Annotated in this window: 16 protein-coding genes; 12 read left to right on the top strand and 4 right to left on the bottom strand. The window is 74.8% G+C overall.

What is annotated here, in order from left to right; all coding sequences use genetic code 11:
* Positions 1-59 precede the first annotated feature (59 nt).
* Together ACFWMZ_RS04835 and ACFWMZ_RS04840 are read left to right on the top strand one after the other, a co-directional pair.
* Entirely contained in the window at positions 60-1,382 is a 1,323-nt protein-coding gene (locus tag ACFWMZ_RS04835) for an alcohol dehydrogenase catalytic domain-containing protein (protein WP_383177485.1), read from the top strand.
* A gap of 100 nt (positions 1,383-1,482) precedes the next feature.
* Positions 1,483-2,145, top strand: a complete 663-nt coding sequence (locus ACFWMZ_RS04840) for a phosphoribosyltransferase (protein WP_383177482.1) — start codon at positions 1,483-1,485, stop codon at positions 2,143-2,145.
* Between the two features lie 308 nt (positions 2,146-2,453).
* Here the strand turns inward: ACFWMZ_RS04840 and ACFWMZ_RS04845 are convergent, their stop codons facing one another.
* Positions 2,454-2,879, bottom strand: a complete 426-nt coding sequence (locus tag ACFWMZ_RS04845) for a DUF2267 domain-containing protein (RefSeq protein WP_383177479.1) — start codon at positions 2,877-2,879, stop codon at positions 2,454-2,456.
* Positions 2,880-3,260: 381 nt separating this feature from the next.
* Between ACFWMZ_RS04845 and ggt the strand changes: the two genes are divergently transcribed.
* On the top strand, positions 3,261-5,069 hold the full coding sequence (gene ggt / locus ACFWMZ_RS04850; protein WP_383199524.1) for a gamma-glutamyltransferase: 1,809 nt from the start codon (positions 3,261-3,263) through the stop codon (positions 5,067-5,069).
* Positions 5,070-5,088: 19 nt separating this feature from the next.
* Here ggt and ACFWMZ_RS04855 read toward each other — a convergent pair whose 3' ends face one another.
* Positions 5,089-5,775: a PepSY domain-containing protein gene (locus ACFWMZ_RS04855; protein ID WP_383199526.1), complete on the bottom strand. Its 687-nt coding sequence runs from the start codon at positions 5,773-5,775 to the stop codon at positions 5,089-5,091.
* 136 nt (positions 5,776-5,911) lie between these two features.
* On the opposite strand from ACFWMZ_RS04855, the gene ACFWMZ_RS04860 reads away from it, so the two are divergent.
* From ACFWMZ_RS04860 to hydA, 4 genes are all read left to right on the top strand, one after another.
* Positions 5,912-6,307 (top strand): PPOX class F420-dependent oxidoreductase, encoded by a 396-nt coding sequence (locus ACFWMZ_RS04860; RefSeq protein ID WP_383199528.1) that lies wholly within the window; start codon positions 5,912-5,914, stop codon positions 6,305-6,307.
* A 212-nt stretch (positions 6,308-6,519) separates the two neighbouring features.
* The gene (locus tag ACFWMZ_RS04865; protein WP_383199567.1) at positions 6,520-7,779 is read left to right on the top strand and encodes a hypothetical protein; all 1,260 of its coding nucleotides are present in this window, start codon (positions 6,520-6,522) and stop codon (positions 7,777-7,779) included.
* Positions 7,780-7,969: 190 nt separating this feature from the next.
* Positions 7,970-8,812 carry a nitrilase-related carbon-nitrogen hydrolase gene (locus ACFWMZ_RS04870; RefSeq protein WP_383199530.1) on the top strand — a complete coding sequence of 281 codons (843 nt, stop codon included), beginning with the start codon at positions 7,970-7,972 and terminating at the stop codon, positions 8,810-8,812.
* Between the two features lie 130 nt (positions 8,813-8,942).
* Positions 8,943-10,343 carry a dihydropyrimidinase gene (gene hydA / locus ACFWMZ_RS04875; protein WP_383183045.1) on the top strand — a complete coding sequence of 467 codons (1,401 nt, stop codon included), beginning with the start codon at positions 8,943-8,945 and terminating at the stop codon, positions 10,341-10,343.
* A 137-nt stretch (positions 10,344-10,480) separates the two neighbouring features.
* Here the strand turns inward: hydA and ACFWMZ_RS04880 are convergent, their stop codons facing one another.
* Entirely contained in the window at positions 10,481-10,879 is a 399-nt protein-coding gene (locus tag ACFWMZ_RS04880) for a hypothetical protein (RefSeq protein ID WP_383199532.1), read from the bottom strand.
* Between the two features lie 496 nt (positions 10,880-11,375).
* Here ACFWMZ_RS04880 and ACFWMZ_RS04885 point away from each other — a divergent pair, with 496 nt between their 5' ends.
* From ACFWMZ_RS04885 to ACFWMZ_RS04905, 5 genes are all read left to right on the top strand, one after another.
* The gene (locus tag ACFWMZ_RS04885; protein WP_383183049.1) at positions 11,376-12,374 is read left to right on the top strand and encodes a TIGR03842 family LLM class F420-dependent oxidoreductase; all 999 of its coding nucleotides are present in this window, start codon (positions 11,376-11,378) and stop codon (positions 12,372-12,374) included.
* A gap of 86 nt (positions 12,375-12,460) precedes the next feature.
* Positions 12,461-13,138 (top strand): DUF4232 domain-containing protein, encoded by a 678-nt coding sequence (locus tag ACFWMZ_RS04890; RefSeq protein ID WP_383183051.1) that lies wholly within the window; start codon positions 12,461-12,463, stop codon positions 13,136-13,138.
* A 75-nt stretch (positions 13,139-13,213) separates the two neighbouring features.
* A complete protein-coding gene (locus tag ACFWMZ_RS04895) occupies positions 13,214-14,269 on the top strand; it encodes a biotin/lipoate A/B protein ligase family protein (RefSeq protein WP_383183053.1) in 1,056 nt (351 codons plus the stop codon).
* A gap of 97 nt (positions 14,270-14,366) precedes the next feature.
* Positions 14,367-16,169 carry a gamma-glutamyltransferase family protein gene (locus tag ACFWMZ_RS04900; protein WP_383183055.1) on the top strand — a complete coding sequence of 601 codons (1,803 nt, stop codon included), beginning with the start codon at positions 14,367-14,369 and terminating at the stop codon, positions 16,167-16,169.
* 95 nt (positions 16,170-16,264) lie between these two features.
* A complete protein-coding gene (locus tag ACFWMZ_RS04905) occupies positions 16,265-17,104 on the top strand; it encodes an inositol monophosphatase family protein (RefSeq protein ID WP_383199534.1) in 840 nt (279 codons plus the stop codon).
* A 40-nt stretch (positions 17,105-17,144) separates the two neighbouring features.
* Here ACFWMZ_RS04905 and ACFWMZ_RS04910 read toward each other — a convergent pair whose 3' ends face one another.
* Entirely contained in the window at positions 17,145-18,014 is an 870-nt protein-coding gene (locus ACFWMZ_RS04910) for a nucleotidyltransferase domain-containing protein (RefSeq protein ID WP_383199536.1), read from the bottom strand.
* Positions 18,015-18,073: the final 59 nt, after the last annotated feature.

Below are 18,073 nucleotides of genomic sequence, written 5' to 3' on the forward strand. Positions count from 1 at the left end.
CCGCGCCGCTGACCACCGGAAAGAACGCCTCGTTCGGTAACCCACAAGGGGGTATCCGCATGAAAGCCGTCGTCTGGCACGGACTCGGGAACATCGGCCTTGAGGACGTGCCCGAACCTACGATCACAGACCCGTACGACGCGATCGTGCGGATCACGACCTCCGCCGTCTGCGGCACCGATCTGCATTTCGTCCGCGGCACCATGCCCGGTATGCAGGAGGGCCGCGTCCTCGGCCACGAAGCGGTCGGAGTCGTGGAGGAGGTCGGGTCCCAGGTACGCAACCTCCGCCCCGGCGACCGCGTGGTCGTTCCCTCCACCGTCGCCTGCGGCGTCTGCAGCTACTGCCGCGCGGGCTACTACGCCCAGTGCGACAACGCCAACCCCGGAGGACCGCTGGCGGGCACCGTGTTCTTCGGCGGGCCGCAGTCCGCCGGCGGACTGGACGGGCTGCAGGCCGAATACGCCCGCGTCCCGTTCGCCCACGTCGGGCTCGTGCCCCTGCCCGACACCGTGGACGACACGCAGGCGATTCTGCTGTCGGACATCTACCCGACCGCCTGGTTCGGAGCCAAACTGGCCGAGATCGGTGACGGCGACACCGTGGCGATCCTCGGAGCGGGAGCTGTCGGACAGGCCGCCGTCGCCTGCGCGCGTCTTCAGGGGGCGGGGCGCATCATCGTGGTCGACGGCATCGGGGACCGGCTGGACATGGCCCGCAGCCAGCACGCGGAGACCGTCGACTTCAACGCCGAGGACCCGGTGGAGGCGGTCCGCGAGCTGACCGGCGGCATCGGCGTGGACCGAGTGATCGACGCCGTGGGCGTGGACGCCCGGAAACCGTCGCACGGCCAGGCCGCCGAGACCGCCGGCGGGGACGAGGAGGAGTTCCGCCACGAGCGCGCCGAGGCCGCGCCGGAGCAGAATCCGGACGGCGAGACGTGGGTGCCGGGCGACGCCCCCACCCTGGCGGCACGCTGGGCGGTGCGGATGGCGGCGAAGGCCGGGACCGTCGGCATGGTCGGCATCTATCCGCCGCAGGTGCAGCACTACCCGATCGGTGAGGCGTTCATGAAGAACCTGACCCTCAAGATGGGCAACTGCAACCACCGACGCTACGTGCCCGATCTGGTCTCCCTGGTCGCCTCGGGAAGCCTGGACCCCACTCCGCTGGTCACCCGCTGGGGAAGCGCGGAGAGCGTGGTCGAGGCGTACCGCCGTTTCGACCGCCGGGAAGCGGGCTGGACCAAGGTGGTCCTCGGATTCTCGGACGACGGATCGATCGCTCCCGGCCTCGGTGAGGCGGCGGGCACCGGCGCGGCCACGACTGCCGGCTCACCTGGCCCCACGGCGGCGGAGGCGACGCGAGGAACGGGGGAGTGACGGGTTTCCGCCTCCACCGCGGGGCAGGCTCCGAAGCAGGGCGGAAGCCGGCGGCGATCCTCTCAGGGGCCCCGAGGAAGAAGGAAGGCAGGCATAGATCATGGGATTCCACGATCGCCGGGACGCAGGCCTCCAACTCGGCCGCCGGATCGAGGAATGGGCGTCCGGTCAAGAGCTTCCCCGGCCCCTCGTCCTGGCGCTGCCCCGCGGTGGCGTTCCGGTGGCGGTCGAAGTCGCCCGGGCCCTCGGCGCCCCGCTGGACGTGCTCGTCGTACGGAAGATCGGCATCCCCGGGCGTCCGGAAACGGGCATCGGGGCGGTCGTGGGCGACGACCCGCCGCTCTACGACCGGCGGGCACTGGAGACGCTCGGCCTCGGCGAGGACCGCCTTGTCCAGGAAGTGGCCCGTGAACGTGAGGAACTGCAGCGCCGTTCCCTGGTCTACCGAGGCGACCGCTCGACGCCCGACGTCAAGGACCGCGCCGTGGTCCTCGTCGACGACGGCCTGGCCACCGGCGCCACCGCTCGCGCCGCCCTCCGCCACCTGAGCAGTCGGGAACCGGCCCGGCTGATCCTCGCCGTTCCGGTGGGCGCGCCCGACGCCGTCGCCGGGACGCGCGCGGAGGCGGACGACGTCGTCTGCCTCCAGCAGCCGCCGGGCTTCGGGGCGGTGGGCCTCTGGTACGAGGAGTTCGAGCAGGTGAGCGACCGGGAGGTCACCGAGGCCCTGAGCGCGTACAGGCCCCCGGCCCCCGGCGCGTGACGGGCCGGCCGGCAGCACCACCCGAGACCGGTCAGCAGGGCCGCGCCGTCCACGCCGTGCCTCCCCCACCCGGGCCGGGAGGAGCCGGTCACGGCCGTCACACGGCCGCCGGCCGCCCCGGTCGGCGCCTCCAGCCGGATACCGCCGGACGACGCGGCCGCCCGGAGGAGGCCGGGCGGGTCGCCGCGTGGCCCGGCGCCCCGGCTCACAGCCACCGCCCCGTAGCCCCGACCCGCGCTGCTCAGCCTCCAACGGCACCGTGCCTCCGGCCTGGGCCAGGACGCGTCAGGGGACGACGGCGAAGCCCCTCACTCCGAGTCCTCGGCGGCGCGGTCGGTGGGCAGCAACGTGCGGATGTCCGAGGGCAGAGCTCCGGCCAGGTGCTCCATCAGCTCCGGGGCGAGCGCGGCGTCGAGCACCTCCAGCACGGCGGCGGCATCACGCAGGGCCGTGTCCTCGGTCGTGCCGGCGCGGACGGCGATCCGCCCGGCGAAGGTGGTCAGGTCGAACCGCTCGGCCGAGCCGTCCGAGGGGCCGCCGGGCGAGTTGCCCAGCGACTGCTGGAGGGAAGCCGCCAGTTCGGGAGGGAGCTGGGCGGCCATGTTCTTGGCGAGCCCGGACGGCAGCCGCTCGGCCAGGGTGGCCAGCACCGCCTGCGTGACCCGCTCGGCGGGGCCCCGCCCCGGTAGCTGAGCCGCCGCCTGGACCTTCCCGATCATCTCGTCGTGTTGCATGGCACGGACGTCCTTTCTTGTGCCGCTGTTCGGCGGGACCGCCGACGGACAGGGCGAAGCGGGGGAGCGGTCGCCGGCCCCGCCCGTGAGGGTCAGGAGCCCGCCGCCGGGTGGTGGCGGGCTCTGCCGGCGCACAGCCGGGCCGCGCGACCGGGCACAGTGGCTCGCCTTCCTGCATGAGGATGCGTTCGGCTTCCATCTCAGGCCATTCCCGCGGCACGGGCGACCAGGTACGTCCACTCAGCGCAATCTCGGCACCCCGGGGCGGCCCCGCCCGGCACACCCCGAAGGCGTAAGCGGCGCACCCGTGTTCGAGGCGTCCTGGTCGGGATCCCCCGGTGAAGTTACGCTGCGCGGACGGCTGCTGACTGGAGGTATGGAATGCGTCCGTCCCGGATCCGCAGGCTCTCGCTCTGCGCCCTCGCCGTCGCGATGCTCTCGGTGGGTGCCGCCGCTCCGCCCGGCGAGCGGGCCGCCGAGCGGGCGGCGCCCGGCAAGAGCCCCGTCGCGGTCGGCCACGGCGGTGCCGTCTCCAGCGTCGACCAGGACGCCACCGCCGCGGGCATCGAGGTGCTGCGGCGGGGCGGCAACGCCGTGGACGCGGCCGTCGCCACCGCCGCGGCCCTCGGCGTCACCGAGCCGTACTCGGCCGGGATCGGCGGCGGCGGGTACGCCGTCCTCTACGACGCCCGCACCGGCACCGTGCAGACCGTGGACGGGCGGGAGACCGCGCCGCGTACCGCAGGGCCCGACCTCTTCCTGGAGGACGGCGAGCCCGTCCCCTTCGAGGAAGCCGTCACCAGCGGCCTCGGCGTCGGCACCCCCGGCACCCCCGCCACCTGGCGCACCCTGCTCGACCGCTGGGGCACCACCCCGCTGCGCGACCTGCTCAAGCCCGCCGAGCGCCTCGCCCGCGACGGCTTCACCGTCGACGAGACCTTCCGCGCCCAGACCGCCGACAACCAGGCCCGGTTCGCCGACTTCCCCGCCAGCGCCAAGCTCTTCCTGCCCGGCGGCAAGCCCCCCGAGACCGGCTCCACCTTCCGCAACCCCGACCTCGCCCGCACCTACGCCGAGCTGGGCCGCAAGGGCGTCGGCGCCCTCTACCGGGGCCCCCTCGCCCGCGACATCGTCCGGACCGTCAACAAGCCGCCGGTCGACCCCGACGCCGACCGCGTCGTCCGCCCCGGCCGCCTCACCACGGCCGACCTCGCCCGCTACCGCACCGAGCGGCACGCGCCGACCCGCACCGGCTACCGGGGCCTGGACATCCGCTCCGTCGCCCCGTCCTCCTCCGGCGGCACCACCGTCGGCGAGGCCCTGAACATCCTGGAGGGCACCGACCTCGAGGCCGCCTCCCCGCAGCGCTACCTCCACCGGCTTGTCGAGGCGAGCCGGATCGCCTTCGCCGACCGCAACCGCTGGGTCGGCGACCCCGCCTTCTCCGACGTGCCCACCGCCGGACTGCTCAGCCCCCGCTTCGCCGCCTCCCGCGCCTGCCTGATCCGCGACGACGCCGCGCTCACCAGCCCGCTGGCGCCCGGCGACCCCCGCGACCCGGCCGGCTGCCCCACCGGCGGCACCCCGGCCCCCACCACGTACGAGGGGGAGAACACCACCCACCTGACCACCGCCGACCGGTGGGGCAACGTCGTCGCCTACACCCTGACGATCGAGCAGACCGGCGGCAGCGGAATCACCGTGCCCGGCCGGGGCTTCCTGCTCAACAACGAACTGACCGACTTCTCCTTCACCCCCACCACCCCGGGCGTCCCCGACCCCAACCTCCCCGGCCCCGGCAAGCGGCCGCGCTCCTCCATCGCGCCCACCCTCGTCCTGGACGGCGGCAAGCCCGTCCTGGCGCTCGGCTCACCCGGCGGCGCCACCATCATCACCACCGTCCTGCAGACCCTCACCGGCGTCGTGGACCGGGGCCTGCCACTGGTCGACGCCATCGCCGCGCCCCGCGCCAGCCAGCGCAACACGGCCGACACGGAGGTGGAGCCCGGCCTTTGGGACAGCCCGCTGCGGGCCCGGCTGGAAGCGCTGGGCCACACCTTCCGGCGCACCCCCGAGATCGGCGCCGCCACCGCCGTGCAGCGGCTGCCCGACGGCCGCTGGCTGGCCGCCGCCGAGACCGAGCGACGCGGCGGCGGCTCGGCGATGGTCGTCCGGCCCGGCCAGCCCTGACGCACCGGCACCACGGCCGTCAGTCGGCGGTGTTCTCGCGCAGGACCCGGCCGTCGGCGGCGTCCACGTCGACCTCCGTCGTGCGGAACGTCTCCTGGTCGACCACCTCCACCTGCCACATCGCCGAACCGTCCGACTCCTCCAGCTCCGCCTTGACCGCCGTGCCCGGGCGCCGGTCGGTGGCCGCCTTCGCGGCCCCGGCCGCGTCGGTCTCCGCCTCCTTCAGCAGCGCCTGACGCTCCTCGCGGTCCTCTCGCTCGTCGTCCGGCTCGTCGCCCCGGGGGCTGTCGGAGACCGCGCCGGAGGCCGCGTCGACCTGGCGGACGACGGCCGAGCCGTCCTCGCCGGCCAGCGTCACCGTCCAGTGCGGGGCCTCCCGCGCGGTCCGGCCCAGCTCCACCGCGACCGGGCGGCCGTCCGGCTCGTCGTCGCCCGCCGCCTTCACCGCCTCGGCCAGGGAGACGGTGGTGGCCGCGAGCAGCGCCTGGTTCTCCCGCGCGTCGTCGTCCATCGGAGTGGCGGTGTCCTGGTCGGACGGGCTCGGCGTCGGGCTCGGCGTCTCGCTCTGCGACGCGCCGGAGGCCGTCCCCGTCTCAGGCTCCTCCCCGTCGGAGCAGCCCGCCGCGCCCAGCGCCACCAGGGCCAGCAGGGCGGCGGCCAGTGCGCGGGACGGTCGGCGGTGCGGGGAGCTGGGGGTGCGGTTCATCGGGGGCCTCTCACAAGCGGAACTTCGTACTCCTAGCTCACTGACCCGATCGAAGGCCCGCAAACGGACCGGGCCCCGGCGCGTACGCCGCCCGGGGGCGCGCCCGGAGGCTGCCGCGCGCCCTACGCTCTTCCCCATGACCCCCGACACGATCCTCGAAGAGCTGGGCAAGGCCCCCTACGTCAGCCTCACCACCTTCCGCAAGGACGGCACCGGCGTCGCCACGCCCGTGTGGGCGGTGCGGGAGGGCGACACCCTGTACATCTGGACCCGCAGCGACTCGTGGAAGATCAAGCGGCTCCGGCGGGACCCCCGGGTCCGGATCACCGTCTGCGACGTACGCGGCAAGGTCGCCGAGGACGCGCCGCGCGCCGAGGGCACGGCCCGCCTCGTCGAGGACGCCGAAGGGCTGAAGCGGCTCCGCAAGCGCCTCGGCCGCAAGTACCGTCTCCAGTTCTACGTCCTCGACATCGGCGGCCTGATCGGACGGCTCGGCAAGCGCCCGCACACCGGGATCGCCATCACCTTCTGACGCCCCGCGCCCCGCGCCCCGGTCCCCGCCACCCCGGCGCGCGGGCCGGGCCGCGCGCCGCCCGAACGCCCCGCCGCGCCTGATCCGCGCGCCCGCGAAAAACGCGCGTAGCCCCGTCGAAACAACCGTGGTGTTTCCTACCGGACCTGAGGATTCCAGCCCGGCGTTCTCCGGCACCGGGCCTTCGGTCTGTGGGGCGGGCAGCAATGGCAGTGGCACAACTCCCGAGAGCGGCAGTCGACTTCGCGCACTTCCTGGAAGGGCTCACGGCCCGCCTCGACCGGCGGGCCGGCTGGTGCGCCGTCTTTTGGGAACGCGACCCCGACGGCATGCGGGCCTGTCTGGACGGCACCGAGCTGCCGCCCTGGGACGTGGTCGACGCCCTCCTCCAGGACCTCGCCGCCGACCAGGGCGCGGCGGCCGCCCGCGCCGAGGCCACCACCGCCCGGGCGCTGCACGCCGCCGCCACCACCGCGCACGACGCCCGTCCGGGCGCGGCCGCCGCCCTCGCCGACCGGCTCGACGGGATGCTCCGCGAGCAGCGGTACGCCGCCGAGCGCCTCCAGGAACTCACCGCCCACCGCGCCACCGCCACCACCGCGGAGGCGGCCGCCGCCCTCGACGTCGACCTCGCCTGGGCCCAGGACGACCACCGGCGCGCCACCGCCCGCTGCGCCGAACTCCGCGCCCGCCGCGAGGCCCTCGCGGTCCCACCGCCCCCGGTCGCGACGTCCCGCCCCGAACGGTCCGCCGCGCGGCCCGGACCGAAGAAGCGCCCCCGGGGCGGCGCCCGCTTCGCCGGGATCGCCGAGGAGGCTGCCGAGGCACCCCCGGCCCCCGCCACCGTCCCCGCCGCCCCGGCCCCCGCCACCGCCGTCCGGGGTGCCCGTTTCGCCGGTGTCGCCGACCAGCCGGAGGACCCGGCGCCCGCCCCGCCCGACCCCGAGGCCGACCGAGCGGCCGCCGGCGCCGCGGCCCGCCTGCACGCCCTGCGGGCCCGGGGCAGGGGCGGCGAGGCGCACGTCCTCCTCGCCGAGCTGGCGCACTGGCCCGCGCCCCGGCTGCCGCTGCTCGCCGCCGCACTCCACCGGGCCGGGCTGGAGGCCGACTGGGCGACCCTGCTCTGGGAGGTGGCGGCGCTGCCCCCGGACGCCTTGGTCGCGGCCGCCGACGCGCTGGCCGCCGCGGGGCGGGGCGCCGACGCCCGGCGGCTGCTGCGACAGGGCGTCGCCCGGCCCGCCCCCGAGATCGCCGACGCCCTGCACCTGCTCACCGGCGACGGCCGCGACCGCCAGGCCCGCGCTCTCGCCGGGGCCTACCTGGCGGTCCGCTCGGCCGAGGACGCGGCGGGGGTCGCCCGCAACGATCCGGGCCGGCTCGTCCCGCTGCTGCTGGACGCGGCCCGAGGCGTCTCCGAGGAGCGCCACTGGGACCTCGTGCACGCCTTCCGGGTCGCCGGGGTCCTCGCCTGATCCACTCCACCGACGGCCGCGCGGCGGCCCCCCGGTGCCGGTGGCGCCCGCACGGGTGCCAATCGCGCCCGACTCGGGATGTGGACGGAGATGGTCTTGCCCCGCGCCTGCGGGGGGCTTACGTTCGTCCTCCTACGTCCCTTCTACGGGCGTAGAAAGCCCTGCTGACGACCGGTCGAAGGAGCAGCTCATGGCCCCTGTCGTACGCGCAGCACTCGTCCAGGCGACCTGGACGGGCGACACCGAATCCATGATCGCCAAGCATGAGGAGTACGCCCGCGAGGCGGCCCGCGCCGGTGCGCGGGTGATCGGGTTCCAGGAAGTCTTCAACGCCCCCTACTTCTGCCAGGTCCAGGAGGCCGAGCACTACCGCTGGGCCGAGGCCGTGCCCGAAGGGCCGACCGTCTCCCGGATGCGGGAGCTGGCCCGCGAGACCGGCATGGTCATCGTGGTGCCGGTCTTCGAGGTCGAGCAGGAGGGCTTCTACTACAACACCGCCGCGGTCATCGACGCCGACGGCAGCTACCTCGGCAAGTACCGCAAGCACCACATCCCGCAGGTCAAGGGCTTCTGGGAGAAGTACTACTTCAAGCCCGGCAACCTCGGCTGGCCGGTCTTCGACACCGCGGTCGGCCGGATCGGCGTCTACATCTGCTACGACCGGCACTTCCCGGAGGGCTGGCGCCAGCTCGGCCTGAACGGCGCCCAGCTCGTCTACAACCCCTCCGCCACCTCCCGCGGCCTCTCCGCCTACCTCTGGCAGCTGGAGCAGCCCGCCGCCGCCGTCGCCAACGAGTACTTCGTCGCCGCCATCAACCGGGTCGGCCAGGAGGAGTACGGCGACAACGACTTCTACGGCACCAGCTACTTCGTCGACCCGCGCGGCCAGTTCGTCGGCGACCCGGCCGACGACAAGACCGAGGAACTCCTCGTCCGCGACCTCGACTTCGGCCTGATCGAGGAGGTCCGCAACCAGTGGGCCTTCTACCGGGACCGCCGCCCCGACGCCTACGAGGGCCTCACCGCGCCCTGACCGGCTCCACCGGACGAGGCACCGGGCGCGGGCGCCGGCCCGGCCGCCCCGCCCGGCGCCGCCCGCGCGCCCCGGCCGCCCGCACCGCGCCCGGCGGCCCGTCCCCAGAACCGGCACCGGAGGGAACCCCATGAACCGTACGGTCATCCGCGGCGGCCTCGTGATCACCGCCGCCGACGAGCTGCACGCCGACGTCCTCGTCGAGAACGGCCGGGTGGCGGCCCTCGCCGCGCACGGCACCGACGCGGCCGCGAGCTGGAACGCCGAGCACGAGATCGACGCCACCGGGACGTACGTGATCCCGGGCGGCGTCGACGCCCACACCCACATGGAGATGCCGTTCGGCGGCACCCAGGCGTCCGACACCTTCGAGACGGGCACCCGGGCCGCCGCGTGGGGCGGCACGACCACCATCGTCGACTTCGCCATCCAGTCCAAGGGCGGCTCGCTGCGCGAGGGGCTCGACGCGTGGCACGAGAAGGCGGGCGGGCGGTGCGCCGTCGACTACGCCTTCCACATGATCATGTCCGACGTGAACGCTTCCTCCCTCAAGGAGATGGACGCCCTGGTGGCCGAGGGCGTCACCTCGTTCAAGCTGTTCACCGCCTACCCGGGGGTCTTCCTCTCCGACGACGGCCAGATCCTGCGCGCCATGCAGCAGGCCGCCTCCAACGGCGGCCTGGTCATGACCCACGCGGAGAACGGCCTCGCCATCGACGTCCTGGTCGAACAGGCCCTGGCCCGCGGCGAACGCGACCCGCGCCACCACGGCGAGGTCCGCAAGGCCCTGTTGGAGGCGGAGGCCACGCACCGCGTCATCAAGCTGGCCCAGGTCGCGGGGGCGCCGGTGTACGTCGTGCACGTCTCCGCCGAGGAGGCCGTCACCGAACTGGCCCGCGCCCGCGACCAGGGGCTCCCGGTCTTCGGCGAGACCTGTCCGCAGTACCTCTTCCTCTCCACCGACAACCTCGCCGAGCCGGACTTCGAGGGCGCCAAGTACGTCTGCTCCACGCCGCTGCGCCCCAAGGAGCACCAGGCCGCGCTCTGGCGGGGGCTGCGCACCGACGACCTGCAGGTGGTCTCCACCGACCACTGCCCGTTCTGCTTCGAGGGCCAGAAGGAACTGGGCCGTGACGACTTCTCGAAGATCCCCAACGGCATGCCGGGGGTCGAGAACCGCATGGATCTCCTCCACCAGGCCGTGGTCGACGGCCACATCAGCCGCCGCCGCTGGATCGAGATCGCCTGCGCGGCCCCGGCCCGCATGTTCGGCCTGTACCCGAAGAAGGGGACCATCGCCCCGGGCGCGGACGCCGACATCGTCCTCTACGACCCGCACGCCGAGCAGACCCTGTCGGCCGGCACCCACCACATGAACGTCGACTACTCGCCGTACGAGGGCAAACGCGTCACCGGCCGGGTCCGCACGGTGCTCTCGCGCGGAGTGCCGGTGATCGACGGCGGCCGGTACACCGGGCGGGCCGGCCAGGGGATGTACGTCCCCAGGGGCACCTGCCAGCACCTGGGCTGAGCGATTTCCCTCCCCCGGCGCCGGTCGTCGGGGCCGGTCGTGCCGGTGTGCGCACACAGCGGTGCGGCCCCGGGGACGTCTGTCCCGGGGCCGCTGCCGTACCTCACTCACGGTCCGGACCTGGCGGTCCGGGCGGGTCAGGAGTGCGAGGCGGTGGTGCTGGTGCCGGCGCCCTTGGGGCCCGCGAACTTGAAGTCGTTGTAGTAGTACGCCTTGCCGTGCTTGCCCTTGCCCTTGACGCCGCTGGCGGTCTTGTTCACCCAGGCGCCCTTGGGGCCGGCGTACTTGGTGACGTTCTTGTAGCTCGGGCCCTTGCCGTGGCTGTGCTTGCCCTCGGCGCTGCGCTTCTTGCCGTGGTCGCCGTGCTTGCCGTGGAAGCCGGAGGCGATGTGCGAGGAGGCCGCGCCGTGCGGACCGGCCACCGCGGTGTGCTTGGCGTAGGAGGGGCCGCCGGAGGCGGCCGCGACGGAGGCGCCGGCGAGGACGAGGGGAGCGACGACGGCGCCGACGGCGGCGGCCTTGAGGAGGTTGCGCATGAGAAACCTTTCGGAACTGCCATGCCCGCTACGAGCGTCGCGGGCTACAAGTGGAGTCTGTCGTTTTCGTCCGCATTCGCACGGAACGAAACGGGTGCTTCATTCATATGGATCAGTAATTCATGCGAGATGCGGAGGTCCGTGCCGATCGGCGATGCCGGGACGGTTCCGGCTGGGCGGCGGCAGGCGGCGGCAGACGTGCGGGAGGGGGAAGCGTCGAAGGGCCGGCCCCCCAACGCCCGGGAGCCTTTCCGGGGTTGGCCTCCGCGACGCGCGCCCGAGGCTCCTGGCGTGGCGCCCCGCGCGGCCTACTGTGAGACGCGCCGCCGGCCCTCCCTGCGCCGCAGACGCCTCGGGGATCGCGCCCGCGCCGCCCCCCGCCTGCCCTCCGGGGCCGCCGCCGGAAGCGCCGTACCGGATCCGGCCGCCGCCCCCGCGACGAGACCCGGACCACCGAACACCCCCGCCCGTACCGTCACCGAGGAGAGAGCTGGACATGGACTTCGGACTCGTTCTACAGACCGATCCCCCCGCGTCGACCGTCGTCGGGCTGATGCGCCGCGCCGAACGGAACGGCTTCCGCTACGGCTGGACCTTCGACTCGGCCGTCCTCTGGCAGGAGCCGTTCGTCATTCACAGCCGCATCCTGGAGCACACCAGCCGGCTGACCGTCGGCCCGATGGTCACCAACCCGTCCACCCGCACCTGGGAGGTGACCGCCTCCACCTTCGCCACCCTCAACGACATGTACGGCAACCGCACCGTCTGCGGCATCGGCCGCGGCGACTCCGCGATGCGCGTCGCCGGGCGCCCGCCCAACACCCTCGCCCGGCTCGGCGAGGCCGTCGACGCCATCCGCGACCTGGCCGAGGGGCGCGAGGCGTCCGTCGGCGGGGAACCCATCAGGCTCCCGTGGGTGAAGGACGGCCGACTGCCCGTCTGGATCGCCGCGTACGGCCCGAAGGCGCTCGCCCTCACCGGGCAGCGCGGCGACGGCTTCATCCTGCAACTGGCCGACCCCTTCCTCACCGAGTGGATGATCAAGGCCGTCCGCGCCGCCGCCGCCGACGCCGGACGCGACCCCGACTCCGTCAAGATCTGCGTCGCCGCACCCGCCTACATCGGCGACGACCTGGCCCACGCCCGCGAGCAGTGCCGCTGGTTCGGCGGCATGGTCGGCAACCACGTCGCCGACCTGGTCGCCCGCTACGGCGCCCACTCGGACCTGGTCCCGGAGGCCCTGACCTCCTACGTGGAACAGAGGCAGGGATACGACTACGCCCACCACGGACGCTCCGGCAACCCCGACACCGCCTTCGTCCCGGACGAGATCGTCGACCGGTTCTGCCTGCTGGGCCCGGCCGAGGCGCACATCGAGCGGCTGCGCGCCCTGCGGGACCTCGGCGTCGACCAGTTCGCCGTCTACGCCATGCACGACGCCCGCGAGGAGGTCATCGACGCCTACGGCTCGACCGTCATCCCCGCCCTGAGCTGACCCGCGGCCAACTCGCCGGTGGCGGCGAGCCGGAGGGGCGCGGGGTCCGGCACCGGGCCCCTCCGGCCGTACGGCATGATCCCGGCATGAGACTCCCGCGCCGGGTGCGCCTCCCGCTCCTCGTCCTCGCCCTGGCCCTGCCGCTCACCGGCTGCGGCCTCGCCGCCGAACTGGAGCGCGAGGCGGACCCGGCGCGCACCTCCCGCCCGCCCTCGCCTGCGGCACCGCCCGCCCCCGCCGCGCCTTCGGCCGAGGCGGCCCCCGTCCCGCCGCCCGTCTCCGCCACCGGTGACCCGGGGGACCCCGAGGGCTGCCCCGCCTCCGGCTTCCGGGCGGTGGCCGCGCCCAGCGACGCCGCCATGGGTCTGCGGGTGGGGTACGTCGTCGTGCACAACTGCGGTACGAAGACGCTGCGGCTCGACGGCTACCCCTTCCTCCAGGTCCTCGACCTGGACAGCGAACCGATGGCCACCGAGGTGGTCGAGGGCACCGGCCGCGTCTCCATGGCCCCGGAGGACCCCGGGCCCCGCCCCCTCGCCCTCAAGCCCGGCATGTCCGCCCGCTCCACCCTCGCCTGGCGCTACTGGGCCGTCGACCCCTCCACCGGCCGCGGCCTCGGCGCGTACCTGCGCGTCGCCCCCGACGACGGGACACCGCCGCAGACAGTGGAGGTCGCCGACGGCGGACTCGACGTGGGGGAGGGGGTGCTGGGGACGACCGCCTGGGAGTACGACATCAGCGAGGCACCGCCGGTGCGGCCCTGACCGCCGGGCCGCGCCCTCGCGAATCCGGGCAGAGTTACCGTAGGCGCAGGTCACAAGCGCTGGAGGCGGAACGCGATGCACGGTGAGTACAAGATTCCCGGGGGCAAGCTGGTCGTGGTCGACCTCGACGACGACAACGGCGTGCTGCGCAACGTCCAGGTGGCGGGTGACTTCTTCCTGGAGCCCGACGAGGCGATCGGCGCCATCGACGCCGCCCTGGAGGGCGTCCCGTCCGGCACCGACGCCACCGGCCTCGCCGCCCGCGTCGAGGCGGCGCTCCCCGAGGGCACCGTCATGTACGGCCTCACCGCCGAGGGGGTGGCCGTCGCCGTCCGCCGCGCGCTGGCCCGCGCCACCGACTGGACCGACCACGACTGGCAGCTGATCCACACCGCGCCCCAGCCGCCCGCCCTGCTGATGGCCCTGGACGAGGTGCTGACCACCGAGGTCGCCGAGGGACGCCGCCCGCCGACGCTGCGGGTCTGGGAGTGGGGCGGCCCCGCCGTGATCCTCGGCTCCTTCCAGTCCCTGCGCAACGAGGTCGACCCCGAGGGCGCCGCCCGCCACGGCGTCGGCGTGGTCCGCCGGATCAGCGGCGGCGGCGCGATGTTCGTGGAGCCCGGCAACACCATCACCTACTCCCTCTCCGTCCCCGCCTCCCTGGTCTCGGGCCTCTCCTTCGCCGACTCGTACGCCTACCTGGACGACTGGGTGCTCGGCGCCCTCGCCGACATGGGCATCAAGGCCTGGTACCAGCCGCTCAACGACATCGCCACCGACGCCGGGAAGATCGCGGGCGCCGCGCAGAAGCGGGTGGTCGCCGGGGACGGCGCCGTGCTGCACCACGTGACCATGTCCTACGACATCGACGCCGAGAAGATGCTCGACGTGCTGCGGATCGGCAAGGAGAAGATGTCCGACAAGGGCACCACCTCCGCCAAGAAGCGCGTCGATCCGCTCCGCCGCCAGACCGGCCTCTCGCGCGCCGACGTCATCGACCGGATGATCGGCTCCTTCCGCGACCGGTACGGCCTGACCGAAGGCACCGTCACCGAGCGGGAGACAGCCCTCGCCGAGGAACTCGTCCGCACCAAGTTCGCCACCGAGGAGTGGATCGCCCGGATTCCCTGAGCGCCCGGGACCGAGCGGGTACGGGCGCGGGAGGGGCCCCGGATGCGGACCGATAGCCTGCGGGAACACCGGCGTCGACAGCAAGGCGAGAGGCTGCATGTTCACCACGCGTCCCACCCTCCAAGGCACCTTCGGCATGGTCTCCTCCACCCACTGGCTCGCCTCCCAGTCGGCGATGGCCGTGCTGGAGGACGGCGGCAACGCCTACGACGCGGCCGTGGCCGCCGGGTTCGTCCTGCACGTGGTGGAGCCCCACCTCAACGGCCCCGCCGGCGAGGTCCCCCTGCTCCTCGCGCCCCGCGACGGCGAGGTGCAGGTGCTCTGCGGGCAGGGCGTCGCGCCCGCCGGGGCGAGCGCCGCCCACTACCGCTCGCTCGGTCTGGATCTCGTCCCGGGCACCGGGCCGCTGGCCGCCGCCGTGCCCGGCGCCTTCGACGCCTGGATGCTCCTCCTGCGCGACCACGGCACCCGCACCCTCTCCGAGCTCCTGAAGTACGCCATCGGCTACGCGGAGGACGGGCACGCCCCCGTCGAGCGGATCACCGCCACCGTCGAGACGGTCCGCGAGCTCTTCACCACCGAGTGGACCAGCTCCGCCGACGTCTACCTCACCGGCGGCAAGGCCCCCGCCCCCGGCGAGCTGTTCCGCAACCCCGCCCTCGCCGCGACCTGGCGTCGCCTGATATCCGAGGCGGAGCAGGCGGGTGGCGCCGACCGGGTCGCGCAGATCGAGGCGGCCCGCTCCGTCTGGCGCACCGGCTTCATCGCCGAGGCCCTGGTCCGCCAGGCCGCCCGGCCCACCATGGACACCACCGGCACCCGCCACACCGGCACCCTCACCGCCGCCGACCTGGCCGACTGGTCCGCGTCGTACGAGGAGCCCGCGACGTACGACTGGCGCGGGTGGAGGCTCTGCAAGGTCGGCGCCTGGAGCCAAGGGCCGTCCCTGCTCCAGCAGTTGGCGCTGCTCCCCGAGGAACTGCCGGCCTACGGCTCGGCCGACTACGTCCACCTGCTCGTGGAGGGGTGCAAGCTCGCCATGGCCGACCGCGAGGCCTGGTACGGGGACGCCGCCGAGGTGCCGGTGGGCGCGCTGCTCTCCGAGGAGTACAACAAGGAGCGGCGCGCTCTCGTCGGCGACCGGGCCTCCCTGGAGCTGCGGCCCGGCCGCCCCGAGGGGCGCACGCCCGCGCTCGCCGCCCACGCCGCCGCCGTCGCCGCCGGTCAGGCCACCCACACCCCGGCGCCCCGCGCCGCCGGGGCGGGCGAGCCGACCGTGGCGCGCGACGGGGCGACCCGGGGCGACACCTGCCACCTCGACATCGTCGACCGCTGGGGCAACATGGTCTCGGCCACCCCGAGCGGCGGCTGGCTCCAGTCCAACCCGGTCGTCCCCGAACTGGGCTTCCCGCTCGGCACCCGGCTCCAGATGACCTGGCTGGACGAGGGGCTGCCCAACACCCTGACGCCCGGCGTGCGCCCGCGCACCACGCTGACGCCGTCCATCGCCCTGCGTGACGGGGTGCCCGTCCTGGCCTTCGGCACGCCCGGCGGCGACCAGCAGGACCAGTGGCAGACCCACTTCTTCCTCGCCGTGGCCCTGCGCGAGGAGGTCCGCGGCGGACTCGACCTGCAGGGCGCCATCGACGCCCCGAACTGGCACACCGACTCCTTCCCCGGCTCCTTCTACCCGCGCGCCATGGACCCCGGCGCCATCACCGTGGAGTCCCGCATGGACCCGGAGGTGGTCGAGGAGCTGCGGCGGCGCGGCCACCGGGTGACGGTCGGCGGCCCCTGGTCCGAGGGGCGCCTGTGCGCCGTCGCCCGCGACCCGCGCACCGGCGTCCTGTCGGCCGCCGCCAACCCGCGCGGCATGCAGGGGTACGCCGTCGGGCGCTGAACCCCGCCCTCGGGGCACCCGGAGTTCACCGCGGCGCCGCCGCCGGTTCGCCCGGCGGTGCGGCGCTGTCGGTGCGGCGTGTTCTGATGGGACACATGATCGAACACTTCTCCGAACTGAGGGGATTCCTCGACCGGCACCTCGACGACGTCACCGAGGCCGTCCGGGAGGCGGCGGCCGCTCAGGTCATGCCGCGCTTCCGGCAGCTCGCCGACGACGACATCGTCCAGAAGTCCGGCCCGCACGACCTGGTCACCTCCGCCGACCGCCTCGCCGAGGTGCAGCTCACCGGCGCCCTCACCGCGCTGCTCCCCGGTTCCGTCGTCGTCGGCGAGGAAGCCGTCCACGCGGACCCGGGGGTCTACACCGCGCTCGACGGCGACGCCCCCGTGTGGATCGTCGACCCGGTCGACGGCACCCGCCAGTTCGTCCACGGCGACCCCGGCTTCTGCACCCTGGTCGCGCTGGTGCGCGACGGCGAGACCCTCGCCTCCTGGACCTACGCGCCGGCCCTCGGCGAGCTGGCCCTCGCCGTGCGGGGCGAGGGCGCCACGCTGAACGGCACCCCCCTGGCGGCCGGTTCGCCCGCCGGCGGGGAGCCGCTGACCGTCGCCACCTCGCACCCCGACTTCACGACCCCCGCCCAGAAGGAGGCGCTGCTCGGCCTCCGGACACCCGGCGTCGCCCCGCGCCCCTGCGGCTCGGCCGGGCTGGAGTACCTGGCGGTGGCGCGCGGCACCTGCGACGCCACCGCCTTCTCCTGGGAGGCCGCCTGGGACCACGCGGCCGGGCTCCTGCTGGTCACGGAGGCGGGCGGCGCCCACCTCACCCGCGACCGCGTCCCGTTCCGCTACCGGGGAGGCAACGCGCTGCCCTTCACCGCCGCCCGCGACGCCGCCACCGCCGAGCGCGTGGTGAAGCTGCTGGGCGGCTGAGCCCGGGCCGCCCCGCCCCAGGGGCCGGCCGGTGCCGGCGTCAGGCGTCCAGCACGCCCCGCACCTCGCGGACCAGCGCGGCCGCCGCCTCGACCGCCTCCGCGTCGAGCGCGGTGAGGCAGGCGGTGACCCGGTCCGCGAAACCGTCCGGCGTCCCCGGCAGGGCCGCCGTGGCCGCCAGTGCGCCCTTCTCGTTGAGCAGCCAGCGGCGGTGGTGGGCGTGGAGGGACTGCGTCAGGACGCCGAAGGCCCGCGCCAGGCAGAGCGACACGTGCAGGCTGTCCCCGGCGGGCGCCGACTTCGCGGCCGCCGCCACGGAGAACTCCGCCTCCCAGGCGGCCTCCGCCAGCGCCCGGCGCAGCGGCTCGGGATAGCCGGGCTCCTCGCGCACCTGGTGCCGCAGCGCGGTCAGCTCGCCCGCGGGATCGGCGAGGACCCGCCCGTACGCCACCTCACCGGCGTACACCGGCGACCAGAAGCCCAGCGGGTGCCCGGCCTGCACCCCCACCTCGTACCGCCCCTCGCGGCAGTCGCGCCACACCCCCTCGACCCGGTCGAGGTCCCGCAGGACCCAGTCGACCGGGACGCCCTCCACCCGCAGCCAGGCCCCGCCGTTCACCCACGGGCCCCAGCCGCCGGGTCCCGCCACCTCCACCGGGGGACCCTGCGCGGCAGCGGCCAGTCCGGCGAGGCGGTCGAGGTCGAGCGCCCCCCGGTAGTAGACGCCGAGGTCCCAGTCGGAGTCCGGGCGGTGCGTGCCGCGTGCCCGGCTGCCGCCGAGCGCCACGGCCCGCACGCCGGGGACCGCCGTGAGTGCGCGGGCCATCCGGGTGACCGGCTCCCACGCCGGAGGAGCGCCCCCGCCGTACGCCGCGTCCCGGCCCTCGCGCGCCCCGCTCGTACCCGTCATCGCACCCTTTCCGCCGGGCGGACCCGCGCTCGGACGCGGAAGCCAGCAGTCGGGGCCGG

The sequence above is a fragment of the Streptomyces sp. NPDC058373 genome (genome assembly GCF_042723275.1).
Lineage (GTDB): Bacteria > Actinomycetota > Actinomycetes > Streptomycetales > Streptomycetaceae > Streptomyces.

Excerpts from the sequence above, each read along its gene's own strand:
- ACFWMZ_RS04900 (WP_383183055.1), top strand. The coding sequence starts at position 14,367 with ATGTTCACCACGCGTCCCACCCTCCAAGGCACCTTCGGCATGGTCTCC.
- ACFWMZ_RS04885 (WP_383183049.1), top strand. The coding sequence starts at position 11,376 with ATGGACTTCGGACTCGTTCTACAGACCGATCCCCCCGCGTCGACCGTC.
- ACFWMZ_RS04855 (WP_383199526.1), bottom strand. The coding sequence starts at position 5,775 with ATGAACCGCACCCCCAGCTCCCCGCACCGCCGACCGTCCCGCGCACTG.
- ACFWMZ_RS04890 (WP_383183051.1), top strand. The coding sequence starts at position 12,461 with ATGAGACTCCCGCGCCGGGTGCGCCTCCCGCTCCTCGTCCTCGCCCTG.
- ACFWMZ_RS04870 (WP_383199530.1), top strand. The coding sequence starts at position 7,970 with ATGGCCCCTGTCGTACGCGCAGCACTCGTCCAGGCGACCTGGACGGGC.
- hydA (WP_383183045.1), top strand. The coding sequence starts at position 8,943 with ATGAACCGTACGGTCATCCGCGGCGGCCTCGTGATCACCGCCGCCGAC.
- ACFWMZ_RS04905 (WP_383199534.1), top strand. The coding sequence starts at position 16,265 with ATGATCGAACACTTCTCCGAACTGAGGGGATTCCTCGACCGGCACCTC.
- ACFWMZ_RS04840 (WP_383177482.1), top strand. The coding sequence starts at position 1,483 with ATGGGATTCCACGATCGCCGGGACGCAGGCCTCCAACTCGGCCGCCGG.
- ggt (WP_383199524.1), top strand. The coding sequence starts at position 3,261 with ATGCGTCCGTCCCGGATCCGCAGGCTCTCGCTCTGCGCCCTCGCCGTC.
- ACFWMZ_RS04910 (WP_383199536.1), bottom strand. The coding sequence starts at position 18,014 with ATGACGGGTACGAGCGGGGCGCGCGAGGGCCGGGACGCGGCGTACGGC.
- ACFWMZ_RS04895 (WP_383183053.1), top strand. The coding sequence starts at position 13,214 with ATGCACGGTGAGTACAAGATTCCCGGGGGCAAGCTGGTCGTGGTCGAC.
- ACFWMZ_RS04835 (WP_383177485.1), top strand. The coding sequence starts at position 60 with ATGAAAGCCGTCGTCTGGCACGGACTCGGGAACATCGGCCTTGAGGAC.
- ACFWMZ_RS04860 (WP_383199528.1), top strand. The coding sequence starts at position 5,912 with ATGACCCCCGACACGATCCTCGAAGAGCTGGGCAAGGCCCCCTACGTC.
- ACFWMZ_RS04845 (WP_383177479.1), bottom strand. The coding sequence starts at position 2,879 with ATGCAACACGACGAGATGATCGGGAAGGTCCAGGCGGCGGCTCAGCTA.
- ACFWMZ_RS04880 (WP_383199532.1), bottom strand. The coding sequence starts at position 10,879 with ATGCGCAACCTCCTCAAGGCCGCCGCCGTCGGCGCCGTCGTCGCTCCC.